Annotated in this window: 25 protein-coding genes and 1 tRNA gene; 2 read left to right on the top strand and 24 right to left on the bottom strand. The window is 58.4% G+C overall.

Annotated elements, in window-relative coordinates; genetic code table 11:
- Nucleotides 1-4: 4 nt before the first annotated feature.
- From HMPREF3014_RS00225 to HMPREF3014_RS00115, 24 genes are all read right to left on the bottom strand, one after another.
- A complete protein-coding gene (locus tag HMPREF3014_RS00225) occupies nt 5-454 on the bottom strand; it encodes a gp53 minor capsid family protein (protein ID WP_070734322.1) in 450 nt (149 codons plus the stop codon).
- A gap of 3 nt (nt 455-457) precedes the next feature.
- On the bottom strand, nt 458-1,735 hold the full coding sequence (locus HMPREF3014_RS00220; RefSeq protein ID WP_070734324.1) for a hypothetical protein: 1,278 nt from the start codon (nt 1,733-1,735) through the stop codon (nt 458-460).
- Nucleotides 1,736-1,738: 3 nt separating this feature from the next.
- Nucleotides 1,739-2,590: a phage minor head protein gene (locus HMPREF3014_RS00215; RefSeq protein ID WP_003127998.1), complete on the bottom strand. Its 852-nt coding sequence runs from the start codon at nt 2,588-2,590 to the stop codon at nt 1,739-1,741.
- A gap of 34 nt (nt 2,591-2,624) precedes the next feature.
- Entirely contained in the window at nt 2,625-3,995 is a 1,371-nt protein-coding gene (locus tag HMPREF3014_RS00210; protein WP_070753814.1) for an anti-CBASS protein Acb1 family protein, read from the bottom strand.
- Between the two features lie 2 nt (nt 3,996-3,997).
- Nucleotides 3,998-4,195, bottom strand: a complete 198-nt coding sequence (locus HMPREF3014_RS00205; protein ID WP_023098993.1) for a hypothetical protein — start codon at nt 4,193-4,195, stop codon at nt 3,998-4,000.
- Nucleotides 4,195-5,451 carry a PBSX family phage terminase large subunit gene (locus HMPREF3014_RS00200; RefSeq protein ID WP_070734307.1) on the bottom strand — a complete coding sequence of 419 codons (1,257 nt, stop codon included), beginning with the start codon at nt 5,449-5,451 and terminating at the stop codon, nt 4,195-4,197. The genes HMPREF3014_RS00205 and HMPREF3014_RS00200 overlap by 1 nt, the downstream gene beginning before the upstream one ends.
- Nucleotides 5,432-5,899 carry a DUF2280 domain-containing protein gene (locus HMPREF3014_RS00195; protein WP_070734310.1) on the bottom strand — a complete coding sequence of 156 codons (468 nt, stop codon included), beginning with the start codon at nt 5,897-5,899 and terminating at the stop codon, nt 5,432-5,434. Before HMPREF3014_RS00195 ends, HMPREF3014_RS00200 begins: the two co-directional genes overlap by 20 nt.
- A gap of 31 nt (nt 5,900-5,930) precedes the next feature.
- A complete protein-coding gene (locus HMPREF3014_RS00190) occupies nt 5,931-6,554 on the bottom strand; it encodes a putative metallopeptidase (protein ID WP_031632522.1) in 624 nt (207 codons plus the stop codon).
- Complete coding sequence (locus HMPREF3014_RS00185) at nt 6,551-6,823, bottom strand: hypothetical protein (protein WP_070734312.1); 273 nt, start codon at nt 6,821-6,823, stop codon at nt 6,551-6,553. Before HMPREF3014_RS00185 ends, HMPREF3014_RS00190 begins: the two co-directional genes overlap by 4 nt.
- A gap of 2 nt (nt 6,824-6,825) precedes the next feature.
- Nucleotides 6,826-7,158 (bottom strand): peptidase M48, encoded by a 333-nt coding sequence (locus tag HMPREF3014_RS00180; RefSeq protein WP_023434898.1) that lies wholly within the window; start codon nt 7,156-7,158, stop codon nt 6,826-6,828.
- A 52-nt stretch (nt 7,159-7,210) separates the two neighbouring features.
- Nucleotides 7,211-7,286, bottom strand: a tRNA-Thr gene (locus HMPREF3014_RS00175).
- 264 nt (nt 7,287-7,550) lie between these two features.
- On the bottom strand, nt 7,551-8,237 hold the full coding sequence (locus HMPREF3014_RS00170) for a hypothetical protein (RefSeq protein WP_055327942.1): 687 nt from the start codon (nt 8,235-8,237) through the stop codon (nt 7,551-7,553).
- The gene (locus HMPREF3014_RS00165; protein WP_124098444.1) at nt 8,234-8,788 is read right to left on the bottom strand and encodes an HNH endonuclease signature motif containing protein; all 555 of its coding nucleotides are present in this window, start codon (nt 8,786-8,788) and stop codon (nt 8,234-8,236) included. Before HMPREF3014_RS00165 ends, HMPREF3014_RS00170 begins: the two co-directional genes overlap by 4 nt.
- Nucleotides 8,789-8,835: 47 nt before the next feature.
- Entirely contained in the window at nt 8,836-9,435 is a 600-nt protein-coding gene (locus HMPREF3014_RS00160) for a recombination protein NinG (RefSeq protein WP_034071443.1), read from the bottom strand.
- Nucleotides 9,436-9,541: 106 nt separating this feature from the next.
- Nucleotides 9,542-9,805: an SH3 domain-containing protein gene (locus HMPREF3014_RS00155; RefSeq protein ID WP_058019684.1), complete on the bottom strand. Its 264-nt coding sequence runs from the start codon at nt 9,803-9,805 to the stop codon at nt 9,542-9,544.
- Nucleotides 9,802-10,203, bottom strand: coding sequence for a recombination protein NinB (locus HMPREF3014_RS00150; protein WP_023111246.1), 402 nt, complete (start codon nt 10,201-10,203; stop codon nt 9,802-9,804). The genes HMPREF3014_RS00155 and HMPREF3014_RS00150 overlap by 4 nt, the downstream gene beginning before the upstream one ends.
- Nucleotides 10,196-10,432 (bottom strand): hypothetical protein, encoded by a 237-nt coding sequence (locus HMPREF3014_RS00145; RefSeq protein ID WP_023111247.1) that lies wholly within the window; start codon nt 10,430-10,432, stop codon nt 10,196-10,198. The genes HMPREF3014_RS00150 and HMPREF3014_RS00145 overlap by 8 nt, the downstream gene beginning before the upstream one ends.
- Nucleotides 10,432-10,629, bottom strand: a complete 198-nt coding sequence (locus HMPREF3014_RS35345) for a ClpX C4-type zinc finger protein (RefSeq protein WP_003158994.1) — start codon at nt 10,627-10,629, stop codon at nt 10,432-10,434. The genes HMPREF3014_RS00145 and HMPREF3014_RS35345 overlap by 1 nt, the downstream gene beginning before the upstream one ends.
- Entirely contained in the window at nt 10,629-10,838 is a 210-nt protein-coding gene (locus tag HMPREF3014_RS00140) for a TraR/DksA C4-type zinc finger protein (RefSeq protein ID WP_070734387.1), read from the bottom strand. The genes HMPREF3014_RS35345 and HMPREF3014_RS00140 overlap by 1 nt, the downstream gene beginning before the upstream one ends.
- A gap of 1 nt (nt 10,839) precedes the next feature.
- Nucleotides 10,840-11,322 (bottom strand): hypothetical protein, encoded by a 483-nt coding sequence (locus HMPREF3014_RS00135; RefSeq protein ID WP_023081921.1) that lies wholly within the window; start codon nt 11,320-11,322, stop codon nt 10,840-10,842.
- 139 nt (nt 11,323-11,461) lie between these two features.
- On the bottom strand, nt 11,462-12,859 hold the full coding sequence (locus HMPREF3014_RS00130) for a DnaB-like helicase C-terminal domain-containing protein (protein WP_023114261.1): 1,398 nt from the start codon (nt 12,857-12,859) through the stop codon (nt 11,462-11,464).
- Nucleotides 12,859-13,761, bottom strand: a complete 903-nt coding sequence (locus tag HMPREF3014_RS00125; RefSeq protein ID WP_256562438.1) for a replication protein — start codon at nt 13,759-13,761, stop codon at nt 12,859-12,861. The genes HMPREF3014_RS00130 and HMPREF3014_RS00125 overlap by 1 nt, the downstream gene beginning before the upstream one ends.
- Before the next feature lie 269 nt (nt 13,762-14,030).
- Entirely contained in the window at nt 14,031-14,219 is a 189-nt protein-coding gene (locus HMPREF3014_RS00120; RefSeq protein WP_070734390.1) for a hypothetical protein, read from the bottom strand.
- 13 nt (nt 14,220-14,232) lie between these two features.
- Complete coding sequence (locus HMPREF3014_RS00115; protein WP_023113651.1) at nt 14,233-14,412, bottom strand: Cro/CI family transcriptional regulator; 180 nt, start codon at nt 14,410-14,412, stop codon at nt 14,233-14,235.
- 100 nt (nt 14,413-14,512) lie between these two features.
- On the opposite strand from HMPREF3014_RS00115, the gene HMPREF3014_RS00110 reads away from it, so the two are divergent.
- Both HMPREF3014_RS00110 and HMPREF3014_RS32850 read left to right on the top strand, forming a co-directional pair.
- The gene (locus tag HMPREF3014_RS00110) at nt 14,513-15,223 is read left to right on the top strand and encodes a LexA family protein (protein WP_023114258.1); all 711 of its coding nucleotides are present in this window, start codon (nt 14,513-14,515) and stop codon (nt 15,221-15,223) included.
- Nucleotides 15,224-15,666: 443 nt separating this feature from the next.
- Nucleotides 15,667-16,845, top strand: coding sequence for a glycosyltransferase (locus HMPREF3014_RS32850; RefSeq protein WP_023114257.1), 1,179 nt, complete (start codon nt 15,667-15,669; stop codon nt 16,843-16,845).
- Nucleotides 16,846-16,953: the final 108 nt, after the last annotated feature.

Here is a 16,953-nt window from a genome sequence, read left to right as displayed (position 1 = left end):
CCTATTAGGGCGCCGGGGCGGCGACACTGCCGACACGGAAGCGGATGCGGATGAAGTCGGTTTCGCCGGAGGCGATGACTGCATCGTCCTGGCTGTACCCGAGGACCGTGTCGGTATCGCTCGACGCGATGGCACCCTGGCCGCTGGTGCCGAGCTTGATCGGCGTGTCCTTCTTGTAGGTGCCGGCCGGGCACAGCACGGCGAGCTCGCGACCCTCTTCGACGTAGTTGCCCACGGCCGAATGGCCGGCGGGAACCTCATCGCGGATGTTGAGCCCTTCGTGGTGAGCGCAGTCGATGACGTAGAGGCGGCCAACGCTGGCGCTTGCCTGGGCGAACAGGTCGCTGCCATTGATCACGGCGAACGTGCCGGGCAGGAGTGCCGAGGCGGTCTTGCGGGTTTCGGTCTTGAACAGCGACTTGCCGTCGATGTTCACTCGACGATAGCGAGACATGGCTTACTCCTTCGGCAGGTTGGCGATATCGGCGGTGAGGCCGCCTTTGTCGGTGGCAGCATTGGCGCCCAGCGGAGCGGATTCGCCGCACTGCTTGAACATTTCCTTCAGCGCGTCGCCGGCCAGGCTGTTGGCGATGACCTCGCCAAACTTGGCCTTGACCGCTTCGCGCATGCTATCTTCCTCGGCGCGCTGGTTGGCGGTCAGCGTATCGGCCAGCGCCTTGTGATTGGCGACCAGGCCGTCGACCTTGTCGGCCAGGGGCTTGATGATGGTGTCCGCCAGTTCCTTGATGGCGCTGGAGGTGTTGGTGCCGATTTCCTTCACGATTTCGGCCTTTTCTTCGGGGGTCAGGGGCATGTCGCCCTCCTTCTCAGGTTGATCAGGCCGAGCCTGACGATGGGTGAAAATGTTCTTGATGCTGTTGGCCACCATGGCGACCCAGGACTCTTGCCTGACAACGGACTGGCCGGATTCGTCGAAGACGATCTTCCCTGCCTCGAGCTTGTAGCCGTACACCTCGGTCACACCGCCATTGCGGCTGATCACAGCCTGAGAGTCGGTGAAGTCGGCAACCCATGCGTACTGATCGGGCCCGGAGGCGAATCGCTCCTTTGCGGCGCGATCGAGACGCTGCTCCCGCTCCCGATAGGACTCGCCAACCAGAGCGCCGGAATTCGGCTGAAGCGGGACAGCCTGATCGGCGTTTACCATCAGGCCGACGCCCTGCTCAGGAGTGGCCGCCCCTACTTCGTGCAGCAGGATCGCGTCGTGGTCCATGCTCTGGATGTCGGCGACCCACTCCGCGCCCTGGGTACGCTGGCTTTCGTTCGGCTCGATGCGATTGAGGAATGCGGCAACGCTGGTATGGATCGGGGGGACGTCCTCCCCCTTCTCCAGCGCTTCGACGCGCTGCAACAGTTCACGGCCGCCCTCCGTGGACTTGGCGAACTCGACGTCGACCCACTTCTCCATATAGACCCGGTTGCCTGACTTCTTCACGTTGCGGTTCCAGGCGCCGACGTGGGCGGCGTTGATCCCTTCAGGCGAGAACGCAGACACGAACTTCCCGTCGACCATCGGGTGCCCGAGCGGCGCCAGCGTTCCCTCCAGGCCTGGGTAGTGCTTGTCGATCTGCTCGGCGGTGTAGAGACCACCGTTCATGATCACGCCGGCCGGCAGGGTGTAGCTCGGCAGAACCAGATGTTCGCGCCCGTTGTGTGTCTCACGCCGAATGCTGGCGCTGTTGACCTGGGTGGTGATGTTGACCTGCATGGGCATGGCTCAATCCTCTTTCGCCCAGGGCCCGCGCCCTTTGGCTTTCATGACTTGGTAGTTGCGGCGCGCGCGCTCGACGATGGCCGGGACCACCGGGTTCCCTTCGTCATCGACCAGTACCTCGACCTGGCTGCACTTGCAGTTGATCGAGTTTCCGTCTCGGCTGTACCAGTTCCTCACCTCGTCCGAGGTGTAGAGCCTGGCGTGCCTGGCCGCATGGGTTGCCCTGGTGCTGGGGGACAGGGCCGACATATGCATCAGCTTCGACTGAACGCCGTAATCGGCCTCAGCAGCGTCTTTCTCGTCCCAGCGAGCCCTTCGGAGAGCGGTTGTGACTTCGGTGCGTGCGATGCGATGGCCGCGACGCGCCTCGATGCCGGTCTGGGCGGTCAGGTCCCGTGCGATTTCGCGGGGATTTTTCCCGCGCCCCATGCCCTCGGCGAGAATGCGCGCCATGTCGGCCTTGACTTGGCCGGACAAGCCCTTCATCTCCTCGAACTCCCGGGCGCGAAGCAGTGCCATCCGCGCGCGGTAGGCGTCGGATCGAAGCAGGACATCCAGCGATTCCCGGCCGGCGCGGTATGCAGGCGATTGCTGCGCCAGGTTGGCATGCGTCTGTGCGGTACCGCGGATGTAGGCAACCCCGACATAGGATTCGAAGAACCAGAGGTCGCGCTCCCCGCCCTCCTGCAGTATCTCGTCGACCATCAGGTTGGTGTCGGCGAAGATCGCGGAGAGAAGGGCCTGGTCGAGACGGTAGGTGTACTGCTCATTCACCACCGGCTGGGCCGGGATTCGGTCCAAGGCAGCGACATAGCCATCCCGGATTTTCCGCATGCGCCTGTCGAACTCGCGCATTGCGCCCCTTTCCAGTCGATCTACCCCGGTCGGGTCACTGCTGCTCGCCGGTAGGATCGGTGCGCGCGGCATCTTCATCCTCCGGTTTAGTATCAGGCAGCGGGTCACCGCCCACGAGCGGGTCGTAGCCAGCCTCTTCGCGGATCTCCTCCGCGGTGAATACCGGCTCGCCAGTGCCGATTGCGGCGCTGTTGATCTCGCTCATGGTCTTGGAGTTGGCCAGGCGCTCGGCCTTGGTTGGAACGGTGAGGTCATCCCAGATTGCCGTGAACTCGGCCTTCAGCGGGACCACGCCGATGCGCATCAGGTGCCCGAACAGGTCGTTGATCTCGAACGTCAGTTCTTGCACCCGGCGCGCCTGGCATCTGGCGTTGTGGTACTTCTGATCCTCACTGCTCGCCCTTTCGCCGGTCTGCATGCCCACCAGGATCTTGGTCGGGATGTCGACGCCGGCGGCGGCGGTTTGCAGGTTGACGTTGTAGGTTGGGCTGGGGTCCGAAACAGCGGACACCATCTGCGTGACGGTCGCCCCTTGGGTCGGGAGCAGGACATCGACGCCGAGGTTGAGTTGGCGCGCAGCCTCGTTGAAGCGCTCGTTGAGCGCATCGAGGGTCACGCCGTAGGTGCTGGCGATCTCGCCAAGGTTAATCTCCTTGTCGAAGTTCAGCAGGAGCTGGCGTGCGGCGTTCTTCAGGAACGATTCGCCACTGCCTCCCTCGACCTTCTCCAGGCTGATGAATGAGTTGTAGGCAGGCTCCAGGAATCCGATTGCATCGCCGGTCCAGTCTCCGAGAATGAAAACCCGGTCCGGATGGATATCTCGCACCAGACCGGGACGACCGGCTTGGGATGCCTCGGTGTATTCCCACATGGTGGGCTGCCCGTAGGTCTCGCTATCCTGTTTCTCGTCAAACGTCTTGGGCTTAAGGCACCCGGCCCAGGCCGGGGTGACCTTCGCCAGCCCATTGACCTTTCCCGTGACAGGCCTGTCCCACGGCTGGCTATCCCTGATGTGCAAGAGCAACCCGGAATAACGACCAACAAGGCGGCGCCGGTCGGCTTCGGAGACAGCCCGCCAGAACCTGCCGCCTGCTATCAACGGCTTGTTCTTCCTCTCCCACTCGGTTTCGTCCTTGGAGCGGTCCTGGTCGTCACCCTCGATGACCTGCGGATTCGTCTTCCAGCAAGTGGTGACGATCTTCTCGACCGCGCCATGGGCGATGCCGCCCCGGCGGTACATGGTGTACAGGTCGTTGAACGTGATTTCCTGGGGGAATCCGTACTCGCACCATGCCTGGGGCCGCTTCGCGTCATGGCCAATGCCCTGGTTCAGCAGGCTCATTCGGGCACGCGCGATGGCACTGCTCATCGCGTGATTGACCGCGAGGTCGAGTTTGTCAGTCATGGTCAGTCCGATTTCAGGATGAGGCCTGGCTTGTCCGTCTCGCGGACCAGTTCGACAGAAGAGAGGTTGGGGTCGCGCCATACCATCGTCCCTTCAGCGCCAGCGTTCTCGACCGCCACGGTGCGGGCGCAGGACGTGCAGCGAGCACGGACCACCATGGAGCGGCTGGTTGCGCGCTCCGTGAGGATGAAGATGGCCATCAGCGGGCTCCTGGTAGCAGCATACCGACCGCGCCGCGGCGCTTGATCAGCGGGCCCAACGCGTAGCGTGTGGCGTCCCAGTAGTGGTTGTTCTTGTCGACGATATCGGTAAGCACATCCCCGGTCTGCCGGTCTACCTTGTAGCTGTATAGCCTGGCCTCGCGGAGGGTTTTCGTGCATCGCTCATGGATCACGATCTCGACATAGCTGCGAAGGTGGGCAATGCCGTCCTCGACGCTGCCTTTCCATTTCTCGACACCTTCTATCCTGGGCAGACATGCACGACTGCCATCTTTCCCTTTACTCCTGACGTGGCTGATCGTCTCCGGCCTGGCCGAGTCGGCTCGGACTGCATGTCGTTCGATCCCTGGCAAGCGCCTGATCATGTACTCAGCGATATCGTCGTTCTCAAGTCCAACCTTTCCGGCTTCGTGCTCAATCCAAAGCCTGCGGTCGTAAATCCAGCATTTGACGCCGACAGTCGGGTCCTGGCTGAACCCCCAGTCGATGCCGTAGTAAGGGCCATCCCAATCGGGACCAGGCTCGAACTCGGCCACCCGGTACTTGCCAGCAAGGATCTGAGCGTCGCTGTTCTCGCGGTAGGCGCCATCCCAGATCCAGGCATAGGTCTGGTCGTCCAGCGTCTGCCGGTCGTTCAGGCGCTCCTGATCGAGCACATCGGGAAACCACGGATTGTCCGTGTAGTTCATCTCGACGATTTTTGCGCCTGCCGGCATGTTCTTCCGGAACCGGGTGTCGGTGGCGCTTCCATCGCGCTCCGGGTTCCAGGTAATCCAGACCTCCGAGTCGTTCTCACGAACCGTCGGCAGGAGCTTTATCCACGCCGTTTCGCTGACGTTTTCAGCCTCGTCAACCCAGGCGATCAGGATTCTGGCCTTCGACTTGATGCTGTCGAGGTTATGGCGCAATCCGCAGAACACATACGAAATTCGGCGATTCTTGGTCCGAATGTACTTCTCACCAATGTCAAAGTACGCGTCCAGCCATGGCTCGGATAGAATTGCCTGCTTGATTTCCTCCATGGAGGACTCTTCAAGCGAGTTCATGTACTCGCGCGCCCCGAGGATCACGCCACTGATTCCAGCCTCCGCGTACATGTACGCCCTTACTGCCGTCATCTTGGCGAACGTGCGCGTTTTGGCACTGCCTCGTCCACCATGGGCGCCGCGGTACCGGGCAGGGCCTGAGAAGACTGGTATCAGCTTTGGCGGAAGTTCAATCTTCGCCGTGGTCATGGCCTGGCGCCACAAGCTGGATGGTGGTCGGCATTGTCGGGATCGGACCTCCGCCAGGGCCAGAGTGCTCGAGCTGGTGCTTGTTGCTGTACATGCAACCCGACTCCTTGGCGGCCTGCTCGTAAAGCTGGGCAGCCAGGGCCATGTTTCGCATGCCCTCGGCGCGCTCAGCCATCCGGCCCAATGCCCTAAGTCGGTAGGCGCGGTTGGCGATCGGGATGTCGGCGATCTCCTCGCGGAAGCGCTTGCGGGTGTCCTCGAAGAGGATCCGCCACTTCGCGGCAAGGCCCTTGCTGCACACCTTGTTCGGGTCGTGCGACTCGATCTGCTGCCGACTGACCTCGATGCCGAATTCCTTCTTGACCGATTCCGCAACCTGGGATGGCGTATCGAAACAGGCCAGCGCCTGAACGATGAACGCCTTCACGTCGCTGTTCAGGGTTGCCATCGTTTTTCTTCCTGTCATGGGCCTGTCGTGGCTATGCCGACTTCAGCAGGCACGTACCGCAGGCTCTCGAAATGTTAATTTTGGCCACCTCTGGAGGCCTGCTAGCAGCGTCGATGAGATACTGCACGTCCTTGCTTGGGCCGTACCGCCTCACCACGCCGACGAACTCCTCGACGTCATGCCCGCGGAGCTTCAGCTTTGGAAAGCCCTCCTCGGTGAACTTGGGCTCGCCATATTGGTTGTGCTCTTGGCAGATGTGGTAGAGCTCATGCTCGACCAATGCGCAGAACTCCGCGTCGGAGCACTGGGAGCAGTAGTCAGCAGCCAGGGTGATCAGAAACCTCGGCAGGTATCCGAACCAACGGATCATCTGCTGTTCCTGCCTACCCTTCTGCCAGGCTCCACAGCGGAACGTCACCTCTTCGCACTGACCCAGTACCGTCCTCCCCTGCTTGGTGAAGCTGGAGGCAGCCCATAGGAAAGCGAGAGGAGCGTCTTGTAGGTGGGCGTGGTCTTCATTGCCCAGGATTCCGTTCGGATCGATTAACACTGACTTCGCCCAAGCCAGAACATCCTGAGCGGGGACAAAGGCGTCCGCCCAATCTTCGCCTTCCGCGAACTGCCCGATCGTCTCTGGAGGGTTAGGTCGCTTCAGTTCCACGACCAGTCGCTTCCGAATATCTGCCGGCGCCGGGACCAGGCGTAAAGTACGAGCCCAGCATGGAGGATCACCGAAAATGGATTAACCGGTGCGCCCTTCATGATTCCGTACAGGATTCCGAATGCACCACCTGCCACCAGGTAGAAGTAGATACCCAATAGCGGCTGCCCAGACAGCTGGACGGTGCGCAGGAACTCCAGAGCAGCTACAACGACAAGCACACACAGCAGCGCATCCAGCGCCGCCAGAATCGACATGATCATGATCAGGTTCCTCTCGTAGGAAGGAACCGCTCTGTGATTGCCGTTACTGCCGCCTTCAGGCCGGGGATGATATTCATCGCCAGCAAACCAATGGTGAATGCGACACCACTCAGAAATGCGTCATCGAGTGGAATCTCGTACTCACGCGAAAGCCATGCGGCAACCGGAGCAGTCCAATAGGTTGAGCACCCGAATCCGGTTGCTACAGCGAGCGCGGCTTGCCAGCGGTTCAGGCCGCTCAGGAATCCAAGGGACAGAATAGACCCCCAGAACCCGGCAATAGCGACGCTGTACTTGGCGAAGAGACCTCCGCCAACGGTCGTCATCGGGTCCATTTGCTTACTCCAGATGCAGAAAAGCCCAGGTCATTGCCTGGGCCTTGTAGTGTGGTGCCTGCAGCAGGAGTCGAACCCGCAACCCTCTGATTACAAATCAGCAGCGCTCCCTGTTGCGCCATACCGGCGTACTTCAATGCCGAGCACCTTTACTGGCGCGAACCGGCAGATCTTTCTTGCAGATTGGATATCGTCGGGGTGGATGAGAATTGCGTGGATCGGCTTGCCACGTCGCTCAGCCTGAAGAAGCCAGCGTCTTATGCGATGCTCGAGATTCATCCATGCCCCGGAAACGAAAAAGCCCCGGCAGATGCCAGGGCTTCGGTGGTGACTTTCGCCAGAGGCGAATTTGTCACGATGGAGATAAGTCTGCCTCAGCCGCACATTTGTCGTCAAGCAGCATTTTTCATCATTTTTATCGCCGAAGAGACAGGCACAAGCGCGGCCTTGTCGAGATCGTTGCAGGCATCGAAACAGGCCTGGATAAAGCCGTCCCATTCCCTATCCCAGTTTCTTGGGTCAAGTTCAATGCCATGCATACGGTCAAGCCAGGCGCGGAACGACTCAGGGCTTGGGCAGGGATCAACGCCTTCGCTCTGGCCGCCCTGGTGCATGCGACGGTACCGGAACAAGACTCCCGCAGCGACATAGCGCGCCTTCTCGAATTTCTTCGTGTACATCCTTGGGCCAGTTTCGTACGCGACCCTGAACACGATCTCTTCCGCTGTCTCTTTGTCGTCTTCGCCGGCCATCGGGCTGTACATGTGATTGCCGAACACCTTCAGGTGCGCCGGGAGGGTATCGATCGCCTTTTGAATCACGCCGGCGAGCGCCTGGTGAACAGCCCGAGGAGTGCTAATGTCGCGCTCAGTCCTGGTCTGGTGGATTCCTGGCACGAAGGTGTGCTGGCTGTAGGAGACGGCTTCCCCATCATCGTCGATTTCGGTGATACGGCGCCGGACATAACCGCCAGCCTCGACAATTCCAAGAGCAGCTCGCTCCGCCGCCTCAGCCATGCCGCTGTTCCAAGGGGTATAGAACGCATCGTGCCAGGCAATGCGCGCGCTGTTTAGATTCATGCCGTTGCCCTCTTCAGTTCGCGCACCCAGGCCCTGAACTTGGCCTTCCCGTTGTGCGTCAATTTCGGGGCAAAGAGCGCGTCGAAGTCGGACATGCCGGCGGCCTTCCTGCGAAGGATGGTGTGTCCGCTTACCTTCACGCGCGGATCTCTAGCCCAGTTGGTTGCTGTATCGCGCCTTCCCTCGAACTCGATTAGTCCGACCTGGCTGCGCGACTCGTACGACTCCGGTCGAAATCCGCGCTTCACGTTGCAGCCACGGCAGAGAATTCGGAGGTTTCCCTCGGCATTGTTCTGGCGATCATCGTCCTTGTGATCGACATGGCAGGTTGCCCAGGTCTCAGCCTTCCCGCACAGCTCGCACGGCCGGCAGTCAGACCCTACGATCGCCCACATCACTTGTCGATGCTCGAAGACATACCCTCCCTTGTCAGCGAGGGCATGGCCTGGTTCGAATATCCGCACGTAGCCATTTGGCGTAATGATTCGCTGCTGGCGGCTGCTCAGCTTCTTGGCTACCGAGCCATTTCTCCGCATCCGGAAGTAGTGCATCTGGCAGAGCTGGGCTGTCTTGTATTGGGCATCACGCCCGCATCCATCTACGCGGCACTGCATTTGCGTCGAGCCTCCAGCCGGCGAATTTTCTTGGAGAAGACAGCCTTCAGGCGCTTCAGGTAGGGGATGTCATGACGGGCAACAGAGTTGTCACTTTCCAGTCGATCAACCTTGGCCTGGCCAATCTTCTCAATCAGGCGCGGCCGGTAGGCCATCAAATTCCCGCTCAGGTGGTTGTTACAGGCACTGCAGGACTTATTCATATTCCAAAGGTTGAAGCGGAGCTGAGGTGCTGCCCCAACACTACGGAAATGCGAGCAATGCCACTGGCCGCCCCACGTGGCGGGCTTGTCGCAACTAACGCAACCGAGATGATCATCACGGAGCCGGACGTAGCGATTGATTACCGCCTGAGCCTCGCGCAGGTGATCCGACCGACTCTTCAACTTCTCCTTCCGCGCCTTGATCTCCCGGCGGTTGCGGTCGGCGATGGCCTTCCTGGCCGGAGCCTGGTGCTTGTCCTTGGTGGCCAGGGCGCAGGCTGGGGAGCACACGCGCTGCCCCAGGCGCTGCGGGATGAACTTGGTGCCGCACTCGGTGTTCTGGCAGATCTTGGGCTTGAGCTGGCGGGTGGAGAGGCTCATACGAACTCCCAAATCAGCGCAGCCGAGGCGAACCAAAGAGCCGATGCAATCTGACCAGTGATGAGCGACAAAAAGGTCATACCGAGAATGAAGATGGTGAACTTGCTCATGCCTCCACCTCCTTCGCCTTCTGCTGCTCGGGCTGGAAGTCGCCGCGCAGGGGCATGAGATACCGTTCAGGTATGTAGAGCCGGTCTCCTTCATGGAGCACCCACCAAGCTGGCCGAATCACCCGAAAGGTCTGGCCGTCTTCGGCAAACAGATCACCAGGGGCAAGTCGAGACATCAACTCGACTACCACTCCCGCACTGATGCAGCTGGGGATGTCTTGCAGATTAAGAGCGAGATCGCCCGCCTTGAACTTGCTCATGCGGCCTCCCAATAATCACGAGTGGTGAACTTCACTCCGCGCTCAGCAGCGAAGGACTCCATCACCAGGAACATTTCGTTGAACCATTTCTTGGACTGCTTACGGGTCGAGACGCCGAGGACCACGAAGCCGCCGTTGATGCCGGGCACTGCGTCCTGTTGCTGTACCGCCGCGCTGAAGATGTGCTTCCAGCTTTCATCGTCCAGCTTCCGGCCATACCACTCGACCTGTTGGCTGATGTCGCGCAACATGGCCCACATACGCCTGTTCTGGGCGTCACTGCGGGCTTCGTCGTGGAGGCTCCAGGTCTTGCCCTCAGTCAGGTCAACTCGCTGAAGGATCGCTATAGCGCGCTGACGGTCGGTCTCGTTGCGGAGCTGGAATCTGGGGTTAGCCATTTGCCGACCTCCGCCCGGTAGTGATACCGGGGATCATCTCCGCACGGCGACGAAGAACCTCGGCGCGTTCGTGAGGAACACCAGTCCTGTCCGAAACCCCATTTCGATAACCATGCATGTAGGCTGCCGTGGACCGTTCGGCGCGCAGGCCATCCTTGCCGGCCATGTAGCCCTGGACCATTTCCCAATCGGCGTCCGAGTACATTTCTGGCTTGCGATAGTTCCGCATCACTCGACCTCCTCCGGATTGGATTCGGAAACTCCAGAACCACAAGGAACTGGCGGCCAATGGCCCTTGTCCTCGAGCAGTTCCACACACAGAGCAACACATGCATCACAGATAAGCGCCGACGGGCCTTTGATGAGCGCCTTTAGGTCGTGCTCGGACTCTCCGCAGAACGAGCAATAGTGCGTTTTAACATCCATCACACAGCCCTCCGCTCAGCCAGTTCCGCGCAGTCCCGGCACTTCCGAACCCCAGGAACGAGTGCCCGCCGCGCTACCGGAATCTCTTCTCCGCAGTCCTCGCAGTCGGCCAGGCTCTCCCCCAAGTAATGGATGTACTGGACTCGGGCATTAAGCCGTTCGGCAAGTTCACGCTCGGCGTAGTCGTTGGCGATGTCTACGATATCCATGTCACTCACCCTCCCCTTGCAGGCTCTTCAGCAGTGCCTTGAGCTGGCGATAGCTTTCCATCGACTTGGCGTTCGATTCGCGTTCCTGCTCGACTGCCAGCGCGACGTCCTCGATTCGATCAGACAGGCGCTTCATGTGCTCGGCCATGCCGGCGAGCTCGTTTGCCAGTTCGCCCAGCATCTCCAGCGGGGAGGCAGAGCGCTTTGGCTCGGACTGGGTTTCGATCTTCTTCGCGGGCTCGCCCATCTTCGGCTCCTGAGGCTTGGTCTTTTTCTCGACTTGGATTCGTTGGTAGTGGTCAGTACCAGTGCGGCGGATCAGTCCGGAATCGACCAGATCGCGCAGACAGCCCTGGACAATCCGAACGTCCGGCGTGCTTCCGGTCATGTTGCGGAGCGCGGTGAGCACCTGGAACGAACGCCAGGGCTCAGAGATCGGTACGCACTCGTAGACCTTCTTCGCGATGCCGGTCTGTCCCTGCATGAGGGACTCCTGTTTTGCGGGCGTCACTGCTCGATCCTCCCTTCAGGCCAGATGCTCTTCACGACCGCGAGTGGGTCGCAGTCCTCCATCAAAATCATCGTGAAGCGCTTGTTGCCTACGATCACTGTCCAGGAGCGTTTCATTGGGCACCTCGCGGCTTGAAGTCGGCGACCATTGATCGCGCGGAAGGACGCTGCGGACGAACCGTCTGCTCCTGCTGCTCTTCCCGGTCCTGGGCGCAACTGACGAAGCGCGCGAACTCGCCCTGGAACTGCAACAGGCAGAAGCCGGGCTTTGCGTGGCGACACTTCACGACATCAAGCTCGGTGATACCGTTCTGTCCACGCTCAGTGCTCATATCCCGGTGAGCCATGATGATCACGTCGGCGTCTTGTTCGATCTCGCCGGAATCGCGCAGGTCGCTCATTTTTGGCTTGGCGTCGGCCCGGGTTTCGATGCTCCGATTGAGCTGAGCAAGCGCGACAATTGGAATGCCAAGCTCTTTGGCGAGAGCCTTGAGCCCTCGGCTTATGGCGCCAAGTTCTTGGTTTCGGTTCTGATGACGGTGACTCGGATCTGAGGTGATAAGCCCGAGATAGTCGATGACGATGAGACTCAGCGGCTTTGCTCGATGCTGGAATCGGGCGATGGAGCAGATCCGACTGAAAGTCAGTCCTCCCTTGTCGCAAATTCGCACATCACCCCTGGAGACTTGGTCCACTGCGGCAGTCATGCGTGCAATAGAGTCCTGGCACTCCAGCGCTTTGCCTGAGTCGATCGCCGCTTGTGAAACACCAGAAAGCGATGCGAGCGAACGCTTTGCAAGTTCGGCCTGAGACATCTCCAGCGAGAAGATCAACGCGGCTCCCCGGTTGCGAACGGCAATTTCGTCAGCAATCCCCACCCCGAGAACCGTCTTGCCCGTGCCAGGCCGACCAGCGATGATTGCCAGGTTGCCAGGACGCAATCCCTGGATAACGGCATCGAGGTCTGGCAGGTTGAACTTCAGTCCGACCGACTGAGTTCCCTTCCAGCGAACTTCCATTTCGTCGAAGACTGGGAGCATTGCCTCGCGCAGCGTCACCACATCAGGAGTCTCGTCCTGGGCGTTGAGATCAAGAACGATGCTCTGGGCTTCAGCCACCTGGTCCGGGATTTTCCCTCTCTGAAGGGCGATGTTCATGATCCGTTCGCCCGCTTCGTACAGCTCCCGAGCCTTTGCACGCTCGACGACAATCCTGGCGAAGTTTTCGGCGCTAGCTGTGCTTGCAACCTCGCGCCATAGATCGTTGGCGTATGCAAGCGTAAAGGCGCCACTTGGAAGCTCCGACCTAGCCTCCGCCAGAGAAAGCGGGTCAGGCACGATGGCCTTCGAATGACAGGCAAGGATCAGGCTGTAGATCACTGAGTTGTCGGCATGGCTGAAGTCGGTCGGGGAAAGGAAAGCCCCAACAACCTCGCACAGTTCCGGTTTCTTCATCAGCGCGCCAAGCACACTCTGCTCAGCTTCCATCGCTACCAGCGGACGCTCATCCATCACGCGCCCTCCAGGACTTTCAACACGGTCTTCTCGCGGGTCAGAAACTCAATGTCTGCTCGCCAACTACGGTCGTTCTCGCCAAGCCAATGCCGGTTTGTCAGGCAGTCATGGAAATACACCTCCCAAAACTCCCCTTTGCGGAACGGGTATCCACCACCGAACTTGAGATTCCAGCACTTGCGGATGTTGCGCTTGCGATCTTCGCTGAGCTTCAGGCACTCGGGCAGCTTGCCACCGCAAACCCGGTTGTAGATTTCTTGGATCCGAGAGAACGGGATCCGCTCGGACTTTGGTTGATCAGACGATGGCGAACCGTCGAGAACCAAAACCGGATCGGTCGAAGCGACAGCGTCGACAAGTTCCGAAGGAACTGAATTGTCTTTACTGTCTTTATTGTGTGGTAAGAACGCCACATTGGATGTGGTAGAAACGCCACACTGTGGCACTGATTTCTGCTTGTTCTGGTGGGTGTTCTTATCGTCGATTTTCCACTCAGAAACCGGCGCGAAACCCATCGGGCTCCGGCTCCCTCCGGTACGGTAAATCACTCGCTGGCGGATTAACTCGCAGATCGCCCGGGAAACATCCTCTCTGTGGATGCCGGACATATCAGCAATCACCGAGGCGGCTATGCGCGCCTCTGCGACGTTATAGCCAACAGTCAGACGGTGGATAGCCAAGGCTACCCTTAGTTCTCGACCAGACAGGTCAGCCCCAATGAGGGCCTCATACAGGTCATTGTCCATACGGGTAAACCCTTGGGACTTGATTAGGCTAATTACGTTGGTCATACTGTCTCCGTTGGTCATACGCGCTCGGCTGCCACCGAACGCAACGAAGCCCGCAGGTGCATTAAGCAGTCCTTGCGGGCTTTTTCTTTCTGAGAAGGACAGCGGCATACCGCCACTCGAAGTGCAGCTACCATTGCCAAATGCTGATGGGTCGCTTTATTCACTTTTCAGTCCCTCTTCAGTCCTTCCTGAGAAACCGGACTTTCCCGGCCCCTCTTGGCTTGGTTAGTTCGATCAACCGTTCTCGAACAATCCGAGCCGCGTACTCATCAGGCGTCAGCCCTGCTTTCTCAGCTTCTTCAACCAGCTTTCGGTACAGGTGCTCAGAGACGCCGTGAGTAATTGTTGTGTCCGGCATAAGGCCCGCCTCCGGGCCTTCAGGCCGTCATGGACTCTTCGGTATTCTGCTCAACCAGTCGGGACAGCTTTTCCTCGACGCACATACGAACGAACACAGCGGGCTGAAGGCGATGCAGTCGGGCTACTGACTTCACGGCCTCATAGGTTTCTTCGTCGTAGCGCGACTTGATCTCGCGGTCTTTCAGGTGTCGTGTGTCGTCGTACATCTGGTGGATTTCCTTATGCGGCCTTTGGTTTTTTCGGCACCTTCAGGGCGCCACGGGTCAGTTTCTCGATCTCGTACTGGCGGAGCAGAGGGATCTCTTCGCCCCACTGCTGGACCGCTGCGTAAGAGATTCCCAGCGCGGCGGCGAGCTTGGATTTGCCGCCGAAGTGGTTGATCGCTTCGGTCTTGGTCATGTGCTTTCTCCTGAAGACACGTCGTTATGAAAGCATACTTACACTATTTTGTGCAAGGTAAAGAAACCATGCTTCTACGGTCTGCTTATAGAGTTCCGGCATGAACATAACCGACCGTATAGAGCTGCTCCTTGCCAGCAGTGGCGTGCCTAAACGACAGATCAAGACGACCCTGAAGGACGTCTGCGGAATCTCGTATCCCGCTGTTAGCCAATGGTTCAGCGGGAAGACGAAGAGCATCCGAAACGAACACCTCATGGCGATCGCCAAGGCCTATGGGTCTTCGGTCGACTGGCTGATCTCTGGAAAGGGAGAGATGTTCGATCCCGGAGCGGATCGTGGAGGAGAAAAAACCACACAGAATAAAAGTGAAATATCTGAGATCAACGTCTACCCTCAGAGCTTCACGGCTATCCCTGTAATCAGTTGGGTTTCTGCCGGAAATTGGAGTGAGGCCATAGACTTGTACGCGATAGGTGACGCAGAGGAATGGATGCCCTGCCCGGACAGGATCGGTCCGCGGGGCTTTGCTTTGCGGGTAGATGGTGATTCCATGACGAGCCCTTACCCTGGCTCGGAGAGCTACCCCAAAGGGACAGTGATTTTCGTAGATCCCGACGTCGAGGCGCAGAGTGGTGATCCTGTGATCGCCAAGCTACACCCCGACAACGAGGCGACTTTCAAGATGTTCGTGAGGGAGTCTGGCCGCCTTTACCTGAAGCCACTCAATCCTCAGTACCCGCTGACCGAGATATCTGAAGATGTCCAGATAATCGGGGTGATCATCGGTTCGTACATAGCCAGAAGGTAAGCCGCCCGTCAGAAAGCAGCCCGCTATAAGCGGGCTTTCTTTTGCCCTTAAAAAAATCTGTAAGAGGACTTGCATCCATGTGTAAGCATGCTTATAGTTCACTCAACGCCGCAGAACAACGCAGCGCCAGGCCCTGGAAAGGGTCGCCCTTAGCGAGTCACCGGGCCAAAGGTGACCACGGGTAAAAGCGAAGCAGCATCTAATCGCGCCTCGACCCGACCGGAGCAGCGTAGATCCGGACCAGCGCCGAAAGGTAGACCTGGAACAAACATGAGTGCAGGCGGGGAGAGTCCGCGGCCTGCGGGAAAGAAAAACAGATTTCTCAGATGCGCCTGTCTCCAGGCGCATCGAGGAAGTCAAGAACCTACCATAGGGAATAGGATTCCCTCGTATGCAGGGACGCAAGGGGTTAAGCTCACCCGTCACGCAGCTAGGCATGGAGGATGAGCGCTTTGCACATACTTATAATCCCGTCGTGGTATCCAGAATATCCAGGCGATATCAACGGTAGTTTTTTCAAGGAACAGGCTGAAGCGTTAGCGAAGCACGGATGCAAGGTTGGGGTTATCTACCCTCAGCTCCGATCCTTGAGGAACTGGCGTGGAGTGTTGAAAGGCGAATCCGGTCTTTCTCACGAAGTGGAGAACGGGATTCCTACATACAGATGGCACGGCGTGAACTGGTTCCCGAGGATAGCCAAGCTGAACGGGTGGCTATGGGAGCTACACGGAGCAAAGCTGTACGAAAAGTACGTTGATGAGCACGGTAAGCCGGACATAATCCATGCCCACTCTCTACTTTACGCTGGGCACCTGGCCAGCAAGATTTCAGAAAAATCAGGAATCCCGTTCGTTGTTACTGAGCATAGTTCTGCTTATGCAAGGGGGCTGTATAACAAATCACAAATAGCACTTGCTCAGACTGTAGCCCCAAAGGCTGGAGCAAGGATCGCAGTAAGCACTGAGTTCACTAAGCTTTTGAGCAAGCTATTCACTTGCGAGAACAATGATTGGGAGTACATTCCAAACATTGTCAATCAAGACTTCTTTGACAGAAGTCTTGATCAGAAGAATGAAGATGAAGACAGTTTCGTTTTCTTGAATGTAGCTATGCTTGACAGGAACAAAGATCAGGCAACCCTTCTAAAGGCCTTCTCAAAAGCATACGCCAACAACGATAAACTTCGCCTCAGAATAGGAGGAGACGGGCCTTGCCGAGAGGAGCTAGAGAGCCTATCAGAGGAACTAGGTATATCAGATAGTGTAACGTTCCTTGGAAAGCTGAGCCGATCCCAGGTAATTGACGAAATCCAAGCATCAGATGCTTTTGTCCTTTCAAGCATATATGAAACGTTTGGCGTTGTCGTGGTTGAGGCAATGGCACTTGGCAAGCCGGTAATATCGACATCCTGCGGAGGTCCAGAGTCAATAGTTTCTAAGGAGACTGGTATTCTGGTACCTACCACATACGCAGATAAACTCGGACACGCCATGATTTCACTATTCCATAATCGACATAAGTACGATCAGCAATCCATAAGGAACTACTGCTACAGCAGATTCAGTGAGGAATCTGTTGTCAGCTCATTGAAGGGCGTCTATCAGAGCCTGGTTAAGACGTGATCGTCTGAATTCATATTTACCGAATTGAGCCCGCTACCAGCGGGCTTTTTCATGCCGATTATAAGCCAAGTACGCTAACGCGGGAGAAACACCGATTTCACTGGCTGG

Origin of the sequence: Pseudomonas sp. HMSC065H01, assembly GCF_001815235.1 — a bacterium.
Taxonomy (GTDB): domain Bacteria; phylum Pseudomonadota; class Gammaproteobacteria; order Pseudomonadales; family Pseudomonadaceae; genus Pseudomonas; species Pseudomonas aeruginosa.
The sequence above is the reverse complement of the archived record's forward strand: the minus strand, read 5'-3'. Positions and strand labels throughout refer to the sequence as shown.

Bases quoted from the DNA above. Each gene is read 5' to 3' on its own strand.
- HMPREF3014_RS00200 (WP_070734307.1), bottom strand. From the start codon at position 5,451: ATGACCACGGCGAAGATTGAACTTCCGCCAAAGCTGATACCAGTCTTC.
- HMPREF3014_RS00160 (WP_034071443.1), bottom strand. From the start codon at position 9,435: ATGAGCCTCTCCACCCGCCAGCTCAAGCCCAAGATCTGCCAGAACACC.
- HMPREF3014_RS00170 (WP_055327942.1), bottom strand. From the start codon at position 8,237: ATGAATCTAAACAGCGCGCGCATTGCCTGGCACGATGCGTTCTATACC.
- HMPREF3014_RS00120 (WP_070734390.1), bottom strand. From the start codon at position 14,219: ATGTACGACGACACACGACACCTGAAAGACCGCGAGATCAAGTCGCGC.
- HMPREF3014_RS00220 (WP_070734324.1), bottom strand. From the start codon at position 1,735: ATGCCCATGCAGGTCAACATCACCACCCAGGTCAACAGCGCCAGCATT.
- HMPREF3014_RS00215 (WP_003127998.1), bottom strand. From the start codon at position 2,590: ATGCGCGAGTTCGACAGGCGCATGCGGAAAATCCGGGATGGCTATGTC.
- HMPREF3014_RS00145 (WP_023111247.1), bottom strand. From the start codon at position 10,432: ATGCGGAACTATCGCAAGCCAGAAATGTACTCGGACGCCGATTGGGAA.
- HMPREF3014_RS00115 (WP_023113651.1), bottom strand. From the start codon at position 14,412: ATGACCAAGACCGAAGCGATCAACCACTTCGGCGGCAAATCCAAGCTC.
- HMPREF3014_RS35345 (WP_003158994.1), bottom strand. From the start codon at position 10,629: ATGGATGTTAAAACGCACTATTGCTCGTTCTGCGGAGAGTCCGAGCAC.
- HMPREF3014_RS00225 (WP_070734322.1), bottom strand. From the start codon at position 454: ATGTCTCGCTATCGTCGAGTGAACATCGACGGCAAGTCGCTGTTCAAG.
- HMPREF3014_RS00130 (WP_023114261.1), bottom strand. From the start codon at position 12,859: ATGGATGAGCGTCCGCTGGTAGCGATGGAAGCTGAGCAGAGTGTGCTT.
- HMPREF3014_RS00210 (WP_070753814.1), bottom strand. From the start codon at position 3,995: ATGACTGACAAACTCGACCTCGCGGTCAATCACGCGATGAGCAGTGCC.
- HMPREF3014_RS00195 (WP_070734310.1), bottom strand. From the start codon at position 5,899: ATGGCAACCCTGAACAGCGACGTGAAGGCGTTCATCGTTCAGGCGCTG.
- HMPREF3014_RS00155 (WP_058019684.1), bottom strand. From the start codon at position 9,805: ATGAGCAAGTTCAAGGCGGGCGATCTCGCTCTTAATCTGCAAGACATC.
- HMPREF3014_RS00135 (WP_023081921.1), bottom strand. From the start codon at position 11,322: ATGCAGGGACAGACCGGCATCGCGAAGAAGGTCTACGAGTGCGTACCG.
- HMPREF3014_RS00185 (WP_070734312.1), bottom strand. From the start codon at position 6,823: ATGATCATGTCGATTCTGGCGGCGCTGGATGCGCTGCTGTGTGTGCTT.
- HMPREF3014_RS00205 (WP_023098993.1), bottom strand. From the start codon at position 4,195: ATGGCCATCTTCATCCTCACGGAGCGCGCAACCAGCCGCTCCATGGTG.
- HMPREF3014_RS00150 (WP_023111246.1), bottom strand. From the start codon at position 10,203: ATGGCTAACCCCAGATTCCAGCTCCGCAACGAGACCGACCGTCAGCGC.
- HMPREF3014_RS00180 (WP_023434898.1), bottom strand. From the start codon at position 7,158: ATGGACCCGATGACGACCGTTGGCGGAGGTCTCTTCGCCAAGTACAGC.
- HMPREF3014_RS32850 (WP_023114257.1), top strand. From the start codon at position 15,667: ATGAGCGCTTTGCACATACTTATAATCCCGTCGTGGTATCCAGAATAT.
- HMPREF3014_RS00110 (WP_023114258.1), top strand. From the start codon at position 14,513: ATGAACATAACCGACCGTATAGAGCTGCTCCTTGCCAGCAGTGGCGTG.
- HMPREF3014_RS00165 (WP_124098444.1), bottom strand. From the start codon at position 8,788: ATGCACTACTTCCGGATGCGGAGAAATGGCTCGGTAGCCAAGAAGCTG.
- HMPREF3014_RS00140 (WP_070734387.1), bottom strand. From the start codon at position 10,838: ATGGATATCGTAGACATCGCCAACGACTACGCCGAGCGTGAACTTGCC.
- HMPREF3014_RS00125 (WP_256562438.1), bottom strand. From the start codon at position 13,761: ATGCCGCTGTCCTTCTCAGAAAGAAAAAGCCCGCAAGGACTGCTTAAT.